The organism is Duganella sp. CF458, assembly GCF_900113115.1.
Taxonomy (GTDB): domain Bacteria; phylum Pseudomonadota; class Gammaproteobacteria; order Burkholderiales; family Burkholderiaceae_D; genus Rugamonas.
Genome location: NZ_FOOF01000008.1, coordinates 269896 through 288220 on the forward strand (window position 1 = coordinate 269896; position 18325 = coordinate 288220).

Annotated in this window: 11 protein-coding genes; 7 read left to right on the forward strand and 4 right to left on the reverse strand. The window is 62.1% G+C overall.

Translation table 11 applies throughout. The features are described 5' to 3' along the window. Positions 1–31: 31 nt before the first annotated feature. Positions 32–3823 carry a CHASE domain-containing protein gene (locus BM269_RS14620; protein WP_090437895.1) on the reverse strand — a complete coding sequence of 1264 codons (3792 nt, stop codon included), beginning with the start codon at positions 3821–3823 and terminating at the stop codon, positions 32–34. Positions 3824–3917: 94 nt separating this feature from the next. Here BM269_RS14620 and BM269_RS14625 point away from each other — a divergent pair, with 94 nt between their 5' ends. After that, positions 3918–4427: a hypothetical protein gene (locus BM269_RS14625; RefSeq protein ID WP_090437897.1), complete on the forward strand. Its 510-nt coding sequence runs from the start codon at positions 3918–3920 to the stop codon at positions 4425–4427. Here BM269_RS14625 and BM269_RS14630 read toward each other — a convergent pair. Both BM269_RS14630 and BM269_RS14635 read right to left on the reverse strand, forming a co-directional pair. Next, entirely contained in the window at positions 4424–6391 is a 1968-nt protein-coding gene (locus BM269_RS14630; protein ID WP_090437899.1) for a peptidase U32 family protein, read from the reverse strand. The two genes, BM269_RS14625 and BM269_RS14630, sit on opposite strands and share 4 nt — an antisense overlap. Positions 6392–6424: 33 nt before the next feature. Further along, complete coding sequence (locus BM269_RS14635) at positions 6425–7333, reverse strand: LysR family transcriptional regulator (protein WP_090437901.1); 909 nt, start codon at positions 7331–7333, stop codon at positions 6425–6427. Positions 7334–7433: 100 nt separating this feature from the next. On the opposite strand from BM269_RS14635, the gene dkgB reads away from it, so the two are divergent. Together dkgB and BM269_RS14645 are read left to right on the forward strand one after the other, a co-directional pair. After that, entirely contained in the window at positions 7434–8234 is an 801-nt protein-coding gene (gene dkgB, locus BM269_RS14640; RefSeq protein ID WP_090437903.1) for a 2,5-didehydrogluconate reductase DkgB, read from the forward strand. A 69-nt stretch (positions 8235–8303) separates the two neighbouring features. Beyond that, positions 8304–8612: a TFIIB-type zinc ribbon-containing protein gene (locus BM269_RS14645; protein ID WP_090437905.1), complete on the forward strand. Its 309-nt coding sequence runs from the start codon at positions 8304–8306 to the stop codon at positions 8610–8612. A gap of 6 nt (positions 8613–8618) precedes the next feature. Here BM269_RS14645 and BM269_RS14650 read toward each other — a convergent pair whose 3' ends face one another. Further along, positions 8619–11798: a di-heme oxidoredictase family protein gene (locus tag BM269_RS14650; RefSeq protein WP_090437907.1), complete on the reverse strand. Its 3180-nt coding sequence runs from the start codon at positions 11796–11798 to the stop codon at positions 8619–8621. A 161-nt stretch (positions 11799–11959) separates the two neighbouring features. On the opposite strand from BM269_RS14650, the gene BM269_RS14655 reads away from it, so the two are divergent. Genes BM269_RS14655 through BM269_RS14670 form a run of 4 tightly spaced genes read left to right on the forward strand, consistent with a single transcriptional unit; the run spans position 11960 to position 18278 of the window. After that, the gene (locus BM269_RS14655; RefSeq protein ID WP_090437909.1) at positions 11960–12526 is read left to right on the forward strand and encodes a TetR/AcrR family transcriptional regulator; all 567 of its coding nucleotides are present in this window, start codon (positions 11960–11962) and stop codon (positions 12524–12526) included. A gap of 34 nt (positions 12527–12560) precedes the next feature. Then, positions 12561–13715 carry an efflux RND transporter periplasmic adaptor subunit gene (locus tag BM269_RS14660; protein ID WP_229204657.1) on the forward strand — a complete coding sequence of 385 codons (1155 nt, stop codon included), beginning with the start codon at positions 12561–12563 and terminating at the stop codon, positions 13713–13715. A gap of 10 nt (positions 13716–13725) precedes the next feature. After that, positions 13726–16872: an efflux RND transporter permease subunit gene (locus tag BM269_RS14665; RefSeq protein WP_090437913.1), complete on the forward strand. Its 3147-nt coding sequence runs from the start codon at positions 13726–13728 to the stop codon at positions 16870–16872. Beyond that, positions 16869–18278, forward strand: a complete 1410-nt coding sequence (locus BM269_RS14670) for an efflux transporter outer membrane subunit (RefSeq protein ID WP_090437915.1) — start codon at positions 16869–16871, stop codon at positions 18276–18278. The genes BM269_RS14665 and BM269_RS14670 overlap by 4 nt, the downstream gene beginning before the upstream one ends. Positions 18279–18325: the final 47 nt, after the last annotated feature.

Below are 18325 nucleotides of genomic sequence, written 5' to 3' on the forward strand. Positions count from 1 at the left end.
AATTATAGCGTTTGTGTCAATTCGAGAGATTTCAATTGCGGGCCTTGGCGTGAACAAATCGCAGAATTGTTGTAATTAAGTCATCTCCGTCGACCGGTTTGGCCACGAAACCGTTCATGCCGACCGCCTCGCACTCGGCGCGCTCACCCAGCGTGACGCCGGCGCTCATCGCCAGCACGGGCAAGTCCTGCCCCAGCTCCTTACGGATCGCCTGGGTCGCACTGAACCCGTCCATCACCGGCATTTGCACATCCATCAGCACCAGGTCGACGGGCGCCCGTCCCGAGCGCAAGAAGCTGAGCGCCTGCTCCCCGTTCTCGGCGATGTGGACCTTGGCGCCGACAGCTTCCAGCATGCTGCGGGCGACGAGCTGGTTGAGCGCATTGTCTTCGGCCAGCAGGATCGACAATCCTTCCAGTGCCTTGCTGCCACTGCTGAACGCGCCCGCTGCCGCGCGGGACCGGGCGGCGGGTGCGGCCGCCTTCCCGCCTTGGACGGACAGCGCGTAATACAGCGCCGAGCGGGTCAGGGGGCGCAACAGTTCAGGATCATGGCCGGGATCGGCGGCTGGCGGCTGGCCACCGCAACGCACACAGATCCGCTGCGCGATATTGGCCCTGCGCGCGCTCGCCGCCAGGCTTCTGTCATAAATCAGCAAGTCATAGTTGGCGCGTGCCAGGGCTTCGCCGATGCCGGCCGCGGAATCAACCGTATCGCAGCGCCAGCCCCAGCGCGCCGCCAACTGGACCACGTCATCATGCTGTTCCTGCTTGGGGTCGGCGTACAGGACGCGCCAATTGCGCCTGGCGCCAGGGGCGCTATAGGGATCCGGCAGGTCGCCTTCGCGCAGCGGCATCAGGAAGGTGAACGTGGTGCCGCGCCCTGGCGTGCTGTTGACTTCGATCGATCCGCCCATCATTTGCACCAGCCGCTGGGAAATAGTGAGTCCGAGGCCGGTGCCGCCATAGCGTCGGGCCATCGATGCGTCGGCCTGGCTGAAGGGGCTGAACAGGCGCTGCAATTGCTCGGTACTGATGCCGATGCCGGTGTCGCTGACATCCCAGCGCAGCATGCCGGGCTGGGCCGGGTCCCGGCTGGCGTGGACGCTGACCGTGCCGCGTTCGGTGAACTTGAGTGCGTTGCTGACCAGGTTGAGCAGCACTTGCTGGACCCGCTGCACGTCGCCATGCAGCGAAGCCGGCACGTCGGCCTCCACACAAAGCGAGAGTGCCAGCGCTTTGTCGGTGCTGGTCATGGCCATCACTGCCGCCAATGCGCTCAGCACGTCTTCGACCAGGAAGTCGTCATCGGCCAACTCCAGCTTGTTGGCTTCGATCTTCGAGAAGTCCAGCACGTCGTTGAGCAGGGCAAGCAGGGAGCGTCCGGCGCCCGAGACCATGTCGAGGTACTGGCGTTGCTCCGCATTGAGCGGAGTGCGCGCCAGGATCTGGCTGACACCGAGCACCGCATTCATCGGGGTCCGCAACTCATGGCTGATATTGGCAACGAAGGCGCTCTTGGCGGCGCTGGCCGACTCGGCCTGGGTCTTGGCGTCGTTGAGTTCCTTTTCGGCCGCCTTTTCAGCCGTGACGTCGCGCATGATCATGGCGTAGCCAATGCAGTTGCCCTGTTCGTCACGCACCGGGAACAGTTGCTTCAAGCCCAGGAAGGTGCTGCCGTCGCGCCGCCGGCGCCAGGACGTGGATTCATACTGGCCATGTTCCAGCGCGAGCTTCATGCTGGTGACGGCATGGCTCTCGGTGGAGAGCGTCTGCAAGGGCTGGCCGACGATGTCGGCGGACGCATAACCGAACAGCTTTTGGGCGCCCTCATTCCAGGTGGTGATGGTGCCGGCCGGGTCCAACAACACGATAGCGTGGTTGCGGATGTGGGAAGTGAGCAGCTTGAAGCGGGCTTCGGATTCTTCCAGGCTGGCCGTTTGCTGTTCGAGCTGCCGGGCCGATTGCTCCTTGGCGCGCAATGCGGCGATACGTTCGTGCACCAGGTTGCGGCTGGCGCCGAAGAACAGCAGGCTGATCAAAGTGCCCATCAGCAGCAGCATGAAGGACTTGCCCTGGTCGACTGCGGTATCGAACATGGCGGTAGGACGTACGTTCAAGGCCCAGGTCTGGCCGTTATCGCCGACCGGCACATACTGCAGGCTGGACAAGCGCGTGAAGCTTTGCCCCATGCCGCTGCGGGCGCTGGTGTACATCAGCTGGCCCTTCATATCCTGGAAGTAAACGTCGAGACGCACCTCGCGCAATGCGTCGCCGAAGATGCCATGCATCAGGTCGACCATGCGGAAAGGGCTGTAGACGAAACCATGCAATTCGCGGTGCCCTGCGGCATTCTGGTGATAGACGGGATTGAACATCAGGAAGCCGGCCTGCTTGCGGCCTTCAATTTCCTGCACCAGCGTGATCGGACCGCTGGCGGTCATTTTCCCGCTTTGCATGGCGGCCACCATCGCGTCGCGCCGCGTGGGTTCCGACATCATGTCATAGCCAAGGGCGACGTTATTGCGCTCCGAGCGCGGCTCCAGGTAGACGATGGCCGCATGCAGGTCGCGGTCGCCCTCGGGCCAGACACGCAGTTCCTGGTTGAGCGCCGCCACCGCCCCGGCCGGTGCAAAACGCGCGAAACCGACGCCGAGCACCCCTGGATACTGCTTTTGCACATCCAGTCCCGCGACAAATTGCTGCCATTCGTCGCGTTCGACGCTGACCGAAGCGTCGAACAGCGCAGTGCCGGCGCGCAGCAGCGATTCATATCCCTCCATGCGCATGCGTATGGTTTCGCGCACGTTGTCGGCGGCGCGCTGGAACCGCTCGCTGGTACGCGATTCGGTGTCGTAGGTGATCCAGGCCCAGGCGCCGACGGTCAGGGTCATACAGGCCAGCAGGATCAGGATCGGCGTCCAGACATAGCTTTCCGCCAGGGCGGGATCTTCCTCGGTAGCCAGGACCCAGGCCAGGATGCTGCTGATGGCCAGGTAAGTCGACAGCGACAGCAAAGAATGGTGCAGCACACCCGAAACGAAGGGGCCGTGGTCCATGACCGTGGCCGGGATCGCGATGCTGGAAATGATCGCAAGTGCGATGCGCACCATGGAACGCCAGCGGTTGACGGCCGCCAGGCCGAGAAAGAACAGCAGGCAGTACGGCAGGAACTGGAACGCGGCGAAGTGCGCATCGCTCAGGAAGACAGCCAAGGTGGCCAGCACCAGCGAAGCGAGAAACACCAGTTGGCCCGGCGCCCAGTGCGGCCATGCCGGCCGCGCCGGGGCCGCCATGGCGAGCGGCGCAAGCAGCAACAGGCCGAGGAAGTCGCCAGTCCACCAGGTTGCGGCAACCTGCCAAGCCAGCGCGGGTGGGACGATGCTCGACAGTTCCAGCGACAGCACGCCCACCAGTGCCGATGAAAGGGCCGCCACAGCGGCGACCCCGCCGTATTTATACACTTCGCGCTGGGTTTGCAGGCCCATGCCGGCAATGCCCAGGCGCTGCAGCAGCCAGTGGGCGATCAGTGCCTCCGCTGCATTGCCGAATGCGATTGCCAGCGAGACGGTCAACAGCACCGGCAACGAGGCGGCATTATTGTTTTGGAAGACAGCGAGGTTGGCGAGGAAAGCGCCGACCAGGATCGCGGGCCAGAATTGCCGGCCATAGCGCAGCAACAGTACCAATGCAAAGCCGGAAGGCGGCCAGATCGGACTGGCATTGCTCTGCGCCAGGGCCAGCATCAGGCCAAGCCGCGCCAGCAGATAGTACGCTCCAGTAGCGAGCAGCAGGACTGTCAGCGTACGCAGGCGATAGGGCATGGCGTGGTGTGCGGGACGGTGGTGATGTCTTTATATCACGGAAAATGTATAAGGCTGAAATGAAGTTGTCACAATTGCCCCTTAGCATGTCAATATGCAATTAACTCCGGAAAATCGAATTCGCCTGCGCGCCACGGTATTTGGCAAGACCGAGGCCGGACGGGTGGAATTTGTCCAGCGCAGCGCTGGGCTGACGGCACGCCAGCGCTCGGTGCTGATCCTGATCGACGGCCAGAAGGCCCTGGGTGAGATCGAAACCTGGCTGGGCGAGGACGACATGCTGGAGGCGGTGGAAGCCTTGCTGCGCAAGGGCTTGGTAGGCATCAGTTCAGCGCCGGCGCCGGCTGCGGCACCCCCCGCTGCGTCCCCCATCGCTACCCCTCCCGCCGCGGCGACAGTGGCAGCGCGCGAGTTCATGGTGGCCGCGGCGCGCAAACACCTTGGCCTGATGGCGGCCGACCTGGTGCGCCGCATCGAACACGCGAAAGACGAGAGTCAGCTGGCCGGTGTCATCGGCCTGTGGCACGTCTCGTTACGCGAATCCAAGACCGGCAAGCCCTGCGCCGAGGGCTTGCTGGCCGAAGCGCGCGCCTTGCTTGCCTAGTTCGGCCGCTTGCGGTGGAATACCAGGGGGCTGTAAGGTACCGCCGATGGAGGAGGGGAGTTCAGGATACCCGGCTTCATCGCGCCAACCACGTGCATCTCGCACGGCTTGCAGTCGAAGCGCAGTGTATAAGTGTGGTCGCCGCTGACCAGCGTCATCGGTTCGGCCTTCACCTGGCCCTGCACGCCCTGCACACCTTTCGCCTGCTTTGGGCACAGGTTGAACGAGAAGCGCAGGCAATGCTTGGTGATCATCAGCGGCACTTCGCCCGCTTCTTCATGCGACTCATAAGCGGCGGCGATCAACTGCACGCCATGCTTGTGATAAAACTCGCGCGCCTTTTCGTTGTAGACGTTGGCCAGGTAGCTCAGTTGCGTATCCGGATAAACGGCGCGCGGTTCGGCCGGCGCCTTGCGCTGAGGGCGCTGCCAGGCCGCCAGTCGCGCCGCCTCGTGCGCCGCCACAGCATCGCGGCGCAGGGCGTTGATGGCGGATGATGGCACGAACCACGGCTGCGACAACTTCAGCTCCACATGATCAGCCACGAACATGGTGTTGCCAAGCTTTGCCAGGCTGGCGCGCAAGCCGCTCTCGGCCTGTTCGGCGTTCTGCGCCGGCTGCAGTGCAAGTGCCGCATCGCTGCTGCTGACAATGCCGTCTTCATCGATGATCGACAGGCGCAGGCCGCCTTCATTCTCGGCCAGGGTCAGTTGCAGGCCGACGTGGCGGTCGGACGATTTCTTGTGCAGCGCCGCTTCCCACTGGTGGTCGCGGTTGCGGTGGATCACGGTCCCGACTTTCAGGCCTGGCAGGACAGCCATTTGCTCGTTCGGGAAGATGCGCCAGCGCTGGCCGTCTTCGCTGTCGCCCAGCTTCTCGGCCTTGTTGGCCTGGATGCCGACGGTGGTGCGCTTGTTCATGTAATTCAGGCCGTCGCCGTTCGCCATCGGCGCATTGGTGATGACGTCGATGTGGTCGCCGCCCATGCGCACCACGGTGCCCAGTTCCACGCCAACGTATTTTGGCGAATCGAAGGCGCCGATATCTTCCTGGCGGCCGTTCGCGAAGTAATCGGTGTGGCCGCGGTGGAACGTCTTGTCCACGTCCGGCGTGAACAGCACGCGGGTGCGGCCGCTGGCGGCGCGGGCGAATTCAGGACGGCGTTCGAGCAGTTCGTCCAGCAATAGCCGGTAATGGGCGGTGATGTTCTTCACATAGCCCATGTCCTTGTAGCGGCCTTCGATCTTGAAGGAACGGATGCCGGCGTCGACCAAGGCTTCCAGGTTGGCACTCTGGTCGTTGTCCTTCATCGACAGCAGGTGCTTTTCGAAGGCCACGACGCGGCCCTGGTTGTCGGACAGCGTGTAAGGCAGGCGGCAGGCCTGCGAGCAATCGCCGCGATTGGCGCTGCGGCCGGTGTCGGCATGCGAGATATAGCACTGGCCGGAGAACGCCACGCACAGCGCGCCGTGCACGAAGTACTCGAGCGGGGTATCGACTTCCGCGCGGATCTGCTTGATCTTGTCGAGGGTCAGCTCGCGCGCCAGCACCAATTGCGAGAAGCCGACGTCGCCGAGGAACTTGGCCTTTTCAACGGTGCGGATGTCGCACTGGGTCGAGGCGTGCAGCTGGATCGGCGGCAAGTCCAGTTCGAGCAGCCCCATGTCCTGGATGATCAGGGCATCGACGCCGGCTTCGTACAGTTGCCAGATCTGTTTGCGGGCCAGGTCGAGCTCCGAATCGTGCATGATGGTATTCATGGTCACGAAGATGCGCGAACGGTAGCGGTGGGCGTACTCCACCAGCGAGGAAATATCCTCGATAGGATTGCTGGCGTTGTGGCGCGCGCCGAAGGCGGGGCCGCCGATATAGACAGCATCCGCGCCGTGCAGGATGGCTTCGCGGCCAATTTCCGCGGTTTTAGCTGGCGCCAGCAGTTCGAGCTCGTGATCAAGCAAAGACATTCTGAGATAACCCTACAGTTGCAAGGGTAGTTATTATACCGGCTCGTCGAAGCCGCGATCGCCCAGTTTTTCCTTCATGTAGTCGACGAACGACGCAATCCGCGCCGACAGGGCGGTATTGCGGTAGTAGACGGCATTGATCGGTTGCCGCACCTCCAATGTTGCATCGACCAGGATCTGTTGCAGGCGGCCGGCCTTGCGGTCGGCATTGCTCAAGAAATCGGACAGGCAGACGATGCCCGCCCCGTGCAGTGCCAGGTGCAGCAGGGTTTCGCCGCTTGAAGTGTAGATATTGGGCGTGACATGCACCGGCTGGCCGTCCGCGTCTTCCAATGGCCAGTCGTTCAAGGTTTCCGGCTGGTTGAAGCCCAGGATCGTGTGGTTAGCCAGGTCAGCCACGGCGGCGGGTGCGCCGTGCTTTTCGATATACGACGGGGCGGCCAGAACGCGCAGCTTGCCGGTGCCGATCGGCGTGGCATGCAGGGTCGAATCCCGCAGGCGGCCGATGCGGAAGGCGACGTCGGTGCGCTTCTCCATCAGGTCGGTGATGCCTTCGTTGCTGTTCAATTCCAGCTCAACGCGGGGAAAACGTTCGCGGTAGCCGTTCACCAGGGGCACGATCACGTGCAGCATGAACGGCGTGGAAGCATCGATGCGCAGGCGGCCGGCAGGGCCTTGGCGGCGCAGGGACATCTTTTCTTCCGTTTCTTCGACCTTGGCGACGATGCTCCGCGCGCATTCAAGGAACGCCTTGCCTTCCTCGGTCAGCTCCAGGCGCCGCGTGGTGCGCCGGACCAGCGTGGTCTCCAGTTTTTCTTCCAGGCGGGTCAGGGTGCGGCTGGTGGCGGATACCGTCAGGCCCTGGCGTTCGGCGGCTGCGCTGATCGATCCTGTGGCCACAATGGCAATAAATGCCTGCATTTCGTCGAGCGTCGTCTTCATACCTTTGATTATTGCTCAAATATCTTTCGCGGAAAACAGGCTTTTTCCGCAACAGTCGCGAGGGTAGAGTGTGGCCACACTGATACCAAGGATCTTATAAATGACCATTCCATCATTTGGCGCCGGCACCTTCCGCCTGCAAGGACAAGCCGCGTTCGACTCCGTCCGTAACGCGATCGAAGCGGGCTACCGCGCCGTCGACACCGCGCAAATCTACGATAACGAAGCCGAAGTAGGGCAGGCTGTTGCCGCATCAGGCATCGCGCGCAAGGACCTGTTCCTGACCACCAAGGTCTGGAACGACAACTTCGCCGCTGGCCGGCTGCTCGCCAGCCTGGAAGAAAGCCTGGAGAAATTAGGCACCGACTACGTCGACCTGGCCCTGATCCATTGGCCCCTGAGCAAAGTGCCGGTCGAGGAGTATATGGTGGCGCTGGCGACGGCGCGTGAGCACGGCCTGGCGCGCCAGATCGGCATCTCGAATTTCAATATCGATTACACCAGGCGCGCGATTGCAGCAGTCGGTGCAAGGCAGATCGCGACCAACCAGATCGAGTTGAGTCCCTACCTGCAGAACCGCAAGCTGGTGGATTTCCTGCAAGGGCAGGGCATTCACGTGACGTCGTACATGACGCTGGGCTACGGCAAAGTGTTGGGCGATCCGGTAATTGCAGCCATCGCCGCCCGCCATGACGCCACTGCGGCGCAGGTGACGCTGGCTTGGGCGATGCAGCTGGGATACTCGGTCATTCCTTCATCAACCAGGCGCGAAAACCTGGCCAGTAATTTGCTCGCCACCGGGCTCCAGTTGACCGCGCAGGATATGGCGGAAATCGCAGCGCTGGAGCGCAACGGCCGCATGGTGAACCCGGAAGGACTGGCCCCGGCCTGGGACCTGTAAGCCGTTTTAAGGGCAGCCTAAGCTTGACGGCCTAGCATCGCCGACGTCCGTAAAATTGAGGAGCAAGCGATGCAATGTCCCGTCTGTAAGAATGTCAACCTGGTGATGAGCGAGCGCCAGGGAATCGAGATCGATTACTGCCCGAACTGCCGTGGCGTGTGGCTGGATCGGGGAGAGCTCGACAAGATCATCGAGCGCTCCCTCCCTGGTGGGGCCGTTCCCCAAGCCGTCCAACCGCAACGCGTGCCCGATCAGCGCAACCAGCAACACGATCCCCGCTACCAGCAGCATGGCGGTCACGCTCACGGCTTTGGCAGCCATCCACAGCACAAGAAGAAGAAAGAAGGCTTCCTCAGCGATCTGTTCGACTTCGACTGAGTCGTCTTACAAGGACTGCAGGAAGGCAAGCAGCGCCGCGCGGTCGGCCTGTGGCAAGGCGGCGAAACGCTGGCGTGAAGCATCGCCTTCGCCGCCGTGCCACATGATCGCTTCGGTCAGGTTGCGCGCGCGGCCATCGTGCAGGTAGCCAGCCTTGCCGCCATTGCCCATCACCTTGTCGGTATAGCCGATCCCCCACAGCGGCGCGGTACGCCACATGCCGCCTTTGGCCTGGCCCTCGACGAAGTTGTCCGCCAGCCCAGGGCCCATATCGTGCAGCAGCAAGTCCGTATAGGGGCGGATCACCTGGTTGCGCAGTTCAGCCAGCAGGTGTCCAGGGCCGGTGCGCATTTCGACGGTATGGCATGCCGAGCAGCGCATCGCCTGGAACAGCCGGGAGCCGGCACTCACCTGCTGCGCATCGACGCGGTGCTCGTCCAGCGGCGCCACGCCTTTCGGGAATCCACTAGGCAGGCTGCGTTGGGCCGGCACGGCAACCAGGGCGAGATACTGCGAGATCAGTTGCAGTTCCGGCTCGCTCACCCCGCGCTGCGCGGCGGCAGATTTGCATTGGGCAGGATCACTGCCGCAGCTGCGGTTCGGGTAGACCGGCGATGTGACTGCCATATCCTGCAACAGGGCTGCCGCGGCTTGGTGGCGAAGAGTCGCTTTCGAAGCCTTCCAGCCGAAGCGGCCCAGGCGTACCGCCCCCGTTTCAGGATCGTAGACGAAATTGGCCACGCCTCTCACGCCATCCGCGTCCGGCGCACTGCGTACGCGGGCCAGGATGTCGGCCTCGGGCACTGCCTCAAGCAAGCCGGTTCCAATCATCGGCTGTGCGGCACGCAGCGAGGCGATCTCCGGCGCCGGGCCATCGTAGGCGATGCTCGGCTTGCGGAGTTCGACGGTCGTGCCATCGGCCAGCTTGGCCGTACGCGTCTCGAAACCGGCAACACGCACACCGGTGCCCCAGTTTTGCGGGGTGCCGGTGGCCGAGACGGCATTCATCTGCACCGCGGTGCCATAGAGTGGATGCGGCATCTGCTGGCCATCGGCGCCGGTTACCGCAACGCGTACCGACATCGTGTCCAGCTTCTGGTTGACCGCGAATGGCGCCGGGCTGCGGCCATTGTTCACGTGGCAGCCGATGCATGCGGACTGGTTGAAGCGTTGGCCTTGCAAGCCTACGGCAGGCGCGTAGCGGTCGTTGCCGGCTTCATTGTGGTCGCCGGTAGTGAAATTGGTGTGGATCAGGCGCCGGCCTTCCACGAAGCGCTGCATATTCTGCATGCCCACATCGTTCTGCGGCTGCTGGAACATGAACAAGCCGTTATCCGAGTAGTTGTAGGACACCGAACCAAGGCCGCCCGACAAGGTCTCCGCCGGCAACGGCACGGAGTTCAGGCGCGGCTGCACGCCATACCACGGGCGCAGGCCAGCGCCGACCACATAAGTCCACTCGGCCGAGTAGTAGCGGATGCCGCCGTTATCGCCCTTGCCAAGCATGGACTCCGTGGTGGAGAACATGGAAGGCGACACTTCGATCACGTCGCCCACAACCAGCGGGCGCGCCGGGATGTTGGTCCCGTTCGGGAATCCGTTTGCGTCCAGCCCACTCATGCCGGGATACTGTTTGACCAGCAGGGTGCAGGCGCCATTCATACCGCCCGCTGCGGCAAGCTGGCCAGCCGCGGGGTAGGCCGAGGTCTTGCAGACCTTGATGTTGTTGTCGACCAGTTCCCCCGGTGCCATCCAGCCATAACCGGTCACACCCGGCCGATCGATGGCGCGGAAGAAGGCGATGCCGCCAGACAGGAAATCGACCGTCGTATACTGGTTGACCACCAGCGTGGGCTTGGTCACGCCGGGAACGCGGCTGTTGTCGACGATCTCCACGCCCCAAGTGCGGTTCTTGAAGTATTGCGGCACGAAGGTGAGGTAATTGCCCGGGCCTTTATCGACCGCTTGTCCACTTGCGGGATCAACTGTTTCATTCGGGCCGTAGCCGACTTCATTCCAGTCCTCGCCACGCTCGCGGCCATGGCGCGCAAATCCGCGCGCACCGAAACGGGTTACGAGGGTGCCGTCGGCCAGCGTGAACTGGAGTGTTTCCAGCGGGGCAGCCGCAGCCGGTAGCGGCACGACGCTTTCGCCGGCAGCCGGGAAGCGCAGCGCCGAAGTTGCGCCAGCCTGCAAAGTATTGTCGCTGCCTGGCGACTTGAACTCGACCTCGAACAACGAGTAGCCGTACTGCGTTGCCCGCGCAATTCCCTGCATGCGGATATACCGGGCATTGACCCCGAGGTTGAAGAATTCCTCCGTGCCGCCTTTCCCGTTCGTCACCAGCCGCAGTTGCGACCAATTGTTGCCATCGTCCGAGACGAGCAGGGAGTATTGCTTGGCATAGGCGTTCTCCCAGGTCAGCTTCATATAGCCGACCGCGGTCCGGACACCGAAATCGAACTGGATCCACGCACCGTCCTCTTTCGCACTTGCCCAGCGCGTGTTGGCTTGGCCGTCAATGGCAGCGGAAGCGGACAGGCCAGCGTTTTCCACCGCCGACGAAGTTGCGGTAGCCGGCTTGACTACAACACCCGGTGTTGCGGGATCGCCAGGCTGCGGATCCGGTTGCGGCGTGGGAGTAGGGGTAGGGGAGGCCGGCGTGCCGGAGAACGCCTGGATCTCAAAGATTGAATAGCCGTAGTTCGAGGACCGCTTGATGCCCTTCATGCGCAAGTAGCGTCCCTGGCCCGCGAGTCCGGACCAATCTTCTGTACCGCCCTGGCTGTTCGCGACGGACTTGATGGTGGTCCACGTGGCGTTGTCCTCCGATACCTGCAGCAGGTATTCGGTGGCATGGGCATTCTCCCAGTGGATCTTGACCCGGTTGACGGCAACAGATTTGCCGAAATCAAGCGTCAGGTACTGGTCGTCGGTAAAGCCGCTGCTCCAGCGCGTGCCATCGTTATGGTCGATGGCGGCCGCAGCCGACAGGTCGCCGCGCTCGAATGCCGAGGCGCTTGCGGCCACCGGAGTCAACGCAGTTTCCGTTGCCTGCGCCGTGCTTCCCGCCTTGAGCACGGTTCCTTGTCCGCTGCTGTCGCTTCCGTTACCGCCGCCGCATGCTGTCAGCAGCCCCGCCAGGGCGAGGGGCAAGCCGTGGGTAATTCTATGCCTGGTCACCATGAAATCTCCTTGAGTGGAATGCTTTCCAATTGCTGATAGGCAATATTGTCCATTTGAATATCGAAGTCAAGCGTGCGCTGTAACTTCTGCTAAACAAGTGTTTACATTCGACAAAAGGCATGGTTATAATGAGTGAGTACTCCGTTATTATTGAGGCGCAGATGGCACGACCGAAGAGCGAAGAGAAGAAGTTGCACCTGCTGGAAGCTGCCGCCCAGGCCGTAGCCGAGCGGGGTGTTGGCGCGCCTACGGCGCTGGTCGCCAAACTGGCCGGGGTCGCGGAAGGGACCTTGTTCCGCTATTTCGCCACCAAAGAAGTGCTCTTGAACGAGATGTACCTGTATATCTGCGAACAAAGCTGGGGGGCGACGCGCCATACCTTCAATCCGTCTTTGCCACTGGTCCAGCGAGCCAAGGCCATGTGGGATGCCCATATCGATTGGGCACTGGCGCACCCGGTATGGAACAGGGCTGCAACCCAACTGGCCGTGACCGAAATCCTCACCGATGCAACGCGCGCGGCGGAGATGGAGCTGTTTCCTGACGTTGGCATGATGGAGCTGGTGCATTCCAGCGAAGTGATGGCCGGACATTCCCCGCAATATGCGGACGCGCTATTTATTTCGATTGCCAATACGACGATCGATTTTGCGTTGCGTGAACCCGGGCGGGTCGAAGCCTTTAAAGCCAGCGGCTTCAAGGCCATCCGCCGCATGTTCTTCGATTGAAGAATTTTTAACCATTAAATGAGTGATTACTCGCGTGAATAAAAGATTCGTTTTCCTCGCATGCGCGGCGGCTCTGATCGCCGGATGCGAGTCCCAACCAGCGGCGCAGGGTGAGGCGGGGCCACCGCAAGTCGGCGTGCACACGGTGCAGGCGCGCCAGCTGCCGGTCAATATCGAATTGCCGGGGCGGACGGCAGCCTTCATGGTGGCTGAAGTGCGCCCGCAGGTCGGTGGCCTGGTGCAGAAGCGCCTGTTTCTGGAGGGCGCAGACGTCAATGCCGGCACCCAGTTGTACCAGATCGATTCGGCCATCTACCAGGCAAACTACAACTCGGCGAAAGCCACATTGAAACGTGCAGAGGCAAATCTCCTGGCCGCCGCGCCGAAAGCGCAGCGCTACAAGGACCTGCTGGAGATGGAAGGCGTGAGCCGCCAGGAGTACGACGATGCCGTGGCCGGCGAAGCCCAGGCGCGCGCGGAACGGGAGTCCGCCAAAGCGGCGTTGGATGCCGCGCGCATCAATCTGGACTTCACCAAGGTTCAAGCGCCGATCTCGGGTCGCATCAGCCGCTCCAGCGTTACGCCCGGTGCGTTGGTCACGGCAGGGCAGGAGGCCGCGCTGGCCACAGTGCAGCAGCTGGACCCGATTTATGTCGATGTCACCCAGTCCGGTGAGGAGATGCGGCGTTTGAAGAAGCTGGCCGAATCCGGGGCCTTGAAGCAGGCCGGCGGCCAAGCGCGCGTGATGCTGAAACTCTCCGATGGTACGACTTATGCGCATGAAGGCAAGCTGCAGTTCGCCGGTTCGAGTGTCGATCCGGGCACCGGCAATGTCATCCTGCGCGCTATCGTACCGAATCCAAAGCATGAGCTGATGCCTGGCATGTTCGTACGCGCGGCCATTGAAAGCGGCATAGACGAACATGCGATCGCCGTGCCGCAGCAGGGCGTGACGCGCAACCCCAAGGGCGAAGCGACAGCCCTGGTGTTGAACGACAAAGGGATCGTCGAACAGCGGGTATTGCAGACTTCCGGCACCCTGGGCGATCTGTGGCTGGTGAAATCCGGCCTGAAGGTGGGCGACCGCGTGATCGTGGAAGGGCACCAGAAGGTACAGCCAGGGGCGCCGGCGGTATTCGCGCAGCCCAAGCCGGCAGTCGCCCTGACGCCTTCGACTGCGCCGCAGTAAGGAGCGAAACATGGCAAGATTCTTTATCCAACGCCCCATTTTTTCTTGGGTGCTAGCGATCGTCGTCATGCTCGCGGGCGTGCTGGCGATTCAAACGTTGCCGATCTCCCAGTATCCGGATATCGCGCCGCCAACCATCCAGATCAGCGGGTCCTATCCGGGCGCCTCAGCCAAAACGGTGGAAGATTCCGTCACCCAGGTCATCGAACAGAAGATGAAGGGGATCGATGGCTTGCGCAATATGACGTCAAACTCCGATGCAACTGGCGGCATCAGCATTGCCTTGAATTTCAAGAGCGGCACCGATCCGGATATCGCGCAGGTCCAGGTGCAGAACAAGCTTGCGCTGGCAACACCGTTGCTGCCAACGGAAGTTACGCAACAAGGGCTGGTGGTCTCCAAGGCGACCAATAGTTTCCTGCTGGTGCTTGGCTTCGTGTCCGAAGACGGCAGCTTGAACAACGCCGACCTGGACGACTACATTGCTTCGAACGTGATTGAATCGCTGTCGCGCATCGAGGGCGTGGGCGAGGCACAGCACTTCGGAACGCAGTACGCGATGCGCATCTGGCTCGATCCAGCGAAACTGGAGGGTTACCGTCTTACGCCCGCCGACGTGATCGCATCCGTCAAGAGCCAGAATACCGAAGTGTCGGCTGGTGAGCTGGGCGGTGCGCCGGCAGTGCGCGGCCAGCAACTGAATGCTGCCGTGACGGCGCAAAGCCGCCTTCAGACGCCCGAGCAGTTCGGGAGCATCCTGCTCAAGACCCAGGCGAATGGCGCAACCGTCTACCTGCGCGACGTCGCCGCGATTGAACTGGGCGGCGAGAACTATATGAGTGCCGTGCGCTACAACGGCAAGCCTGCGGCAGGACTGGCAATCAAGCTGGCCACGGGCGCCAATGCCCTTGCCACTGCCGATGCGGTCAAGGCCAAGCTGGCGGAGATGGAACCGTTCTTCCCAAAAAGCGTCAAGTCGCAGGTCGCTTTTGACACCACACCATTCGTCAAGATTTCGATCCATGAAGTGGTGAAAACCCTGATCGAAGCGATCGTCCTGGTGTTCCTGGTGATGTATTTGTTCCTGCAGAACCTGCGTGCCACCCTGATTCCAACCATGGCGGTCCCGGTCGTCCTGTTGGGCACGTTCGGCGTACTGGCGATGATGGGCTATTCGATCAACACCTTGACCATGTTTGCACTGGTGCTGGCGATCGGCCTGCTGGTGGACGATGCGATCGTGGTAGTGGAAAACGTTGAGCGTGTCATGACCGAAGAAGGTCTTTCGCCGAAAGAGGCAACCCTGAAGTCGATGGGCCAGATTTCGGGAGCGCTGGTCGGGATCGGGATGGTGATCTCCGCCGTGTTTGTGCCGATGGCCTTCATGAGCGGGTCCACCGGCGTGATCTACCGCCAGTTTTCGGTGACGATCGTCTCGGCAATGGTGCTGTCGGTGCTGGTCGCGATGGTATTCACTCCGGCACTGTGCGCAACCATCCTGAAGCCAGGCTCGCATGTGTCGAACAAAGGCTTCTTTGGCTGGTTCAATCGCAAGTTTGATCGCAGCAATGAGAGATACCAGGGCATTGTCGGCAAACTGATTCACCGCACCGGTAAGACCATGGTGGTCTACGCCGCACTCCTAGGCGTCCTTGGCTTCGCGTTTGCGCGCGTCCCCACTGCCTTCCTGCCGGAAGAGGACCAAGGCATTCTGTTCACCGCAATCCAGCTGCCATCCGGCGCCACGCAGGAACGCACGGTAAAGACCATTGAAGAAGTCGAGAACTACTTCTTCACGAAAGAGAAGAACAATGTGGAATCCGTTCTTTCGGTTGCGGGCTTCTCCTTTGCCGGCAATGGACAGAATAACGGCATGGCCTTCGTCAAGCTGAAGGACTGGAAGGAACGCCCGGGCCTGGAAAACCACTCGGGCTATATCGGTTACCGCGCATTGGAAGCGATGATGAATTCACGCGATGCGATGGTGTACACCTTCTCGCCGCCGGCAGTAATGGAGCTCGGAAACGCCGGCGGCTTTGACCTGCAGCTGACCGACCGCGCCAACTTGGGCCACAAGGCGATGATGGAAGCTCGAGACCAGTTGTTGGCGATGGCAGCCAAGAATCCCAAGCTGGTTGGCGTACGTCCGAATGGCCAGGAAGACACGCCGCAGTACAAGATAACAGTCGACCACCAGAAGGCCGCTGCCCTCGGCCTCGATGTTTCGGAGATCAACCAGGTGCTGTCGGTCGGTTGGGGTTCCGCCTATGTCAACGACTTCATGGATCGCGGCCGGGTGAAGAAGGTGTTCATGCAGGGCAGGGCCGAATCGCGCATGCTGCCGGAGGATATGCAGAAATGGTCTGTGCGCAACCGCAATGGCGAGATGGTGCCGTTTTCCGCCTTCGCCGTTGGCGAGTGGGAAACCGCTTCGCCGCGCCTGGAGCGTTTCAATGGCAGTTCGTCGCTGAATATCCAGGGCATGGCGGCGGTGGGCGTCAGCTCGGGCGATGCCATGGTCGAAATGGAACAGATGATCGCCAAGCTGCCGAAAGGCATTGGCTACGAATGGGCCGGCATGTCGCTGGAGGAACGCGAAGCCGGTTCGCAGACCACCTTGCTGTACACCCTGTCGTTCCTGATCGTGTTCCTGTGCCTGGCCGCGCTTTATGAGAGCTGGTCGGTGCCGTTCTCCGTCATGCTGGTGATCCCGCTGGGCATCATCGGCGCGGTATTGGCGACGTGGGGCGTGGGCCTGGCCAACGACGTGTACTTCAAGGTTGGCTTGCTGACCGTGGTCGGCTTGTCGGCGAAGAACGCGATCCTGATCGTCGAATTTGCCAAGGAACTGCAGGAGTCGGGTAAAGAGCTGCGGGAGGCAACCCTGGTCGCCGTGAAGATGCGTTTGCGGCCGATCCTGATGACGTCGATCGCCTTCGGCCTTGGCGTGCTGCCCCTGGCGATGGCCAGCGGCGCCGGCTCCGGCGCGCAGCTTGCCATCGGCTTTGGCGTCCTGGGCGGCATGCTGACCGCGACCTTCCTCGGGATCTTCTTCGTGCCGGTGTTCTTTGTGTTGGTGCGCGGCTGGTTTGCGAAGAAGCCACAAGTGGAAGAGGGCGCCAAACAGGCCGCCATGATTGAGGAAATAGCGAAATGAACAAGTCCCTGTTTGCACTGGCCGTCGCGGCCGTGCTTTCCGGCTGCAGCCTGGCGCCGGTCCACCAACGTCCCGCAGCGCCGGTGGCGCAACAATGGCCTTCCGGCGAGGCGTACAAACCTGCCGGCCGTGATGCGGAAGTGCGCGCTGCCGCCGACATCGGATGGCGGGAGTTCATCTCCGACGAGAGCCTTGCGCAGGTGGTGCAACTGGCACTGGATCACAACCGCGACCTGCGCGTGTCGGTCCTGAACATCGACAAAGCGCGCGAGCAGCATGGCGTGGCAAGCGCCGAGCGCCTGCCGCATGTGAATGCAAGTGTTGGCCAGACGGCCCAAAGGGTGTCCGGCAAGCAGTCGCCGGCCGGATCGGCCACCGTCACGCGGCAGTACAGCGGGGGCCTTGGGATTCCAGCCTTCGAACTGGACTTCTTCGGCCGCGTGAAGAACATGTCCGAGTCCGCACTTCAACAATATCTGGCGACCGAAGAAGCGCGCCGTGCCCAGCATATCAGCCTGGTTGCGGAAGTGGCCAGCGCCTGGCTGACGCTCGCCGCGGACCAGGAGCACCTGCGGCTGGCCGAAGATACGCTGAAGAATCAGCAGATCACGTTCGAAATCGCCAAGCACCGCTTTGAATCGGGAGCAACGTCCGGCCTCGATATGTATGAGGCGCAGACCAGCGCGGAAGCCGCCCGCAACGACGCTGCGATCTATCGAGCGCAAGTGGCTGCCGGCGTCAACGCACTCGACCTCCTTGCGGGGACCAGGGTGCCGGCCACCTTGCTGCCGCAAGGTTCGCTGCAGCAGGTGACGAAGTTGGCCGATCTGCAGGCAGGTGTCCCGTCGACAGTACTGCAGCAGCGCCCGGATGTGTTGGAAGCGGAGCGGTCACTGAAAGCTGCCAATGCGGATATCGGTGTGGCCCGCGCGGCTTTCTTCCCGAGCATTTCGTTGACGGCGTTCGCAGGGAGCGCCAGCACCGAACTGTCGGGGCTTTTCAAGGCAGGCACCGGAACATGGAGCTTCTCGCCACAAGTGAACCTGCCGGTGTTCGCTGGCGGTGCAAACAAGGCCAACCTTGAAGTTGCGCGCAGCAACCATGCCATCGCGCTGGCTCAGTACGAGAAGGCGATCCAGTCCGCTTTCCGCGAGGTGGCCGATGCACTGGCTCAGCGAGGGACGCTCGACGAACGCGTGGAATCGCAGGCCTTGCTTGCGGACGCTGCGGAAAGGAGCCACCGCATTCACGAAGCGCGCTACCAGAAAGGTGTCGAATCCTACCTGAATGCGCTGGTGTCGCAGCGTGTCTTGTATAGCGCACGGCACGGGCTGATCAACGCGCGGTTGGCCAAGGTGAGCAACCAGGTGACCCTGTACAAGGTGCTTGGCGGTGGCTGGAAATAGGCGAAGATCAAGTATGATGGCGACCTGTGTGCCTGAAGCGGAACCCG